This window comes from Viridibacillus sp. NPDC096237, from assembly GCF_050278625.1.
Lineage (GTDB): Bacteria > Bacillota > Bacilli > Bacillales_A > Planococcaceae > Viridibacillus.
Genome location: NZ_JBNNTI010000105.1, coordinates 1 through 2,422 on the forward strand (window position 1 = coordinate 1; position 2,422 = coordinate 2,422).

The 2,422-nt window shown below is 31.8% G+C and carries 3 protein-coding genes; all 3 read right to left on the reverse strand.

All coding sequences use genetic code 11. The annotated features are described in order from the left end of the window. Positions 1-78: 78 nt before the first annotated feature. Positions 79-600 (reverse strand): MerR family transcriptional regulator, encoded by a 522-nt coding sequence (locus ACQKMD_RS21930; RefSeq protein ID WP_427754686.1) that lies wholly within the window; start codon positions 598-600, stop codon positions 79-81. Continuing rightward, positions 590-943, reverse strand: a complete 354-nt coding sequence (locus ACQKMD_RS21935; protein WP_427754688.1) for a DUF4870 domain-containing protein — start codon at positions 941-943, stop codon at positions 590-592. Before ACQKMD_RS21935 ends, ACQKMD_RS21930 begins: the two co-directional genes overlap by 11 nt. A 314-nt stretch (positions 944-1,257) precedes the next feature. Then, positions 1,258-2,229 (reverse strand): ABC transporter ATP-binding protein, encoded by a 972-nt coding sequence (locus ACQKMD_RS21940; protein WP_427754690.1) that lies wholly within the window; start codon positions 2,227-2,229, stop codon positions 1,258-1,260. Positions 2,230-2,422: the final 193 nt, after the last annotated feature.

The following is a 2,422-nucleotide window of genomic DNA, read 5'->3' on the forward strand; positions in this document are numbered from 1 at the left end:
TGGGGCCACCTTTATTGAAATGTTTCCTTTTTTGGATCTAAACCCCAAGTATTAATAGACAGAATTTTCTGTCTTTATTTATGCAACACTAGTGATAAATAATGAAAAGTACTCTTTATCTAAATTAACCCTTTCTTCACTTCTGAAATTGTGAATAGAATCTTTGACTTGACTATATTCATTAAGATTTTCCTCTTCAAATAGAATCGAATGAATAATAAAGCAAAATAATTTTACATCTATTATTTCATAGCCTGAAATAATAGTTTTCATATGGTCCAACTGGTCAATAGTTTGTCTGATTCTCTCTTGTTCTGCGATAAGTTCTCTTTTTTTGAATGTAATTGAATGGATAAGTTGCTGTTCTTCTATATAATGCGATTCTAATAAATCTGCAATGTCTTTCAATGAAAAGCCTATGAATTTAAGGGATTGGATTTGCTGTAAACGTAGGAGATCATTAAGATTATAAAGTCGATGTCCTCCTTCCTTGTAGTCTGTTGGTATAAGTAAACCAATTGTATCGTAATATCTAAGTGTTCGTATGGTAACGCCCGTTCGTTTAGCCAATTGTCCGATCGTCAACATTTTACCTGACATGCGAATACCTCTTTTCTATATTTTCTTCTTTGCCTTTAATGTAGGGAATGGCTGGATAATAATATGATTTTTGAAAAGCTATTCGAATAATAGCATACATGATTATTAATGTTTCTATAGCCAATATAGCGTATTTAACCCACGAAGGAAGAAGACTACTGATAATAAATAATGGGAATATCGTCAAATGGAAGTTAAGTGCTTTTCGACTTGATTCACAGTAATAAAAGTTTTTCTTCCTTGTCATTAAAAACATAATAAGGGGAGGTACTACACCAAGAAGTAATGAGATTCCAAGCATTAATTGTACTGAAAATATTTCCTTTTTTAATGGTTTATTCATCTTTTTCACCTTTCTTTCTTTTCTTAAATATAAGTATAAAAGGTGACGTGGGTAGAGTATCAAGGAAATATAATTATAGTTTTTCTACACGATAATCCGTTTTGTGATTCTATGAACCCAAATTTGTTATTATTGATTTTCCACACGATTATCCGAATACCCAATTTTAAAAACGAAAAAATTAATTAATAATAAAAAACAGCAAAAGAATCATCACTCTTTTGCTGTTCGGATGGTTTTTTGTAAAATGGCTGACTAAGTGCTAAAGCAGCATCCGTAATTGAATTAGTTTGAAACTTGCTCTATCCTAAGAGTTAGTTTGATGAAACTTGTTTTGATAAAAGACTATAATAAGCTCCCTTATTCTTTATCAGTTCTAGTGGAGTGCCGTATTCAATTATTTCCCCATTATCTAACACTAAAATTTTGGACGCATTCCGAATAGTAGATAGTCTGTGTGCTACTAAAATGATTGTTTTACCTTTAAATACTTCTTCCATTTTATGTTGAAGTGAAAATTCAGTATGTGCATCTAATGCAGATGTTGGTTCATCTAACAGAATGATTGGTGAATCTTTTAAAATAGCTCTCGCAATAGCTAATCGTTGTTTTTCTCCTCCTGATATACGAACGCCACGCTCTCCAACTACTGTTTCATACCCTTCCGGTAAGCTAGCTATAAACTCTTCTAGTTGTGCTACTTTAATAGCGTGTAATATTTGCTCTTCAGTCGCATGAGGAACTCCATATATTAGATTATCTTTTATTGTTCTATTCCAAAGAAAAGGATCTTGTGTAACTAATCCTATAGCATTTCTAAAATCAATAAGATTATATTTTGAAATACTAACCCCATCAATACATACTGTCCCTTTAGTTGGGTCATAAAAACGCATGATTAATTCTAATATTGTTGTTTTACCTCCTCCTGAACCACCAACTATTCCTATAATTTCTCCGGGCAGTACTTTAAAAGAGACATTTTCTAAATCAGCACGATTATTTTCATATGTAAACGACACATTTTGAAACGCTATTTCTCCCCTGACGGCTTTTAAAGGAATTGCATTTGGAATTTCAATTATGGGTTCATGAATATCTAAAAATGTATTTAATTGCTTTATTATAGGTCTAATATTAGTAGTGCCCATATAAGCAGTTTGTATTTCATTTACTAAAGTGTATAGCTGAGGTACATATACTGTGAAAGCAACAAGTGACCCAATAGTTAACTGGTTATTACTAATATCCCAAGCGCCAACAGCAAATACTATTCCTAATGCCAATGACTTTACCAGTTGATTGAATATATCTGAATATGATTTTCGATATATACTCGTACACTAGTGTTGCATAAATAAAGACAGAAAATTCCGTCTATTAATACTTAGGGTTTAAAGCCAAAAAAGGAAACATTTCAATAAAGGTGGCCCCATTCATTTGGTTTTTATTTACAATTATACGTGTGCGATAACGACA

Bases quoted from the DNA above. Each gene is read 5' to 3' on its own strand.
- ACQKMD_RS21935 (WP_427754688.1), bottom strand. From the start codon at position 943: ATGAATAAACCATTAAAAAAGGAAATATTTTCAGTACAATTAATGCTT.
- ACQKMD_RS21930 (WP_427754686.1), bottom strand. From the start codon at position 600: ATGTCAGGTAAAATGTTGACGATCGGACAATTGGCTAAACGAACGGGC.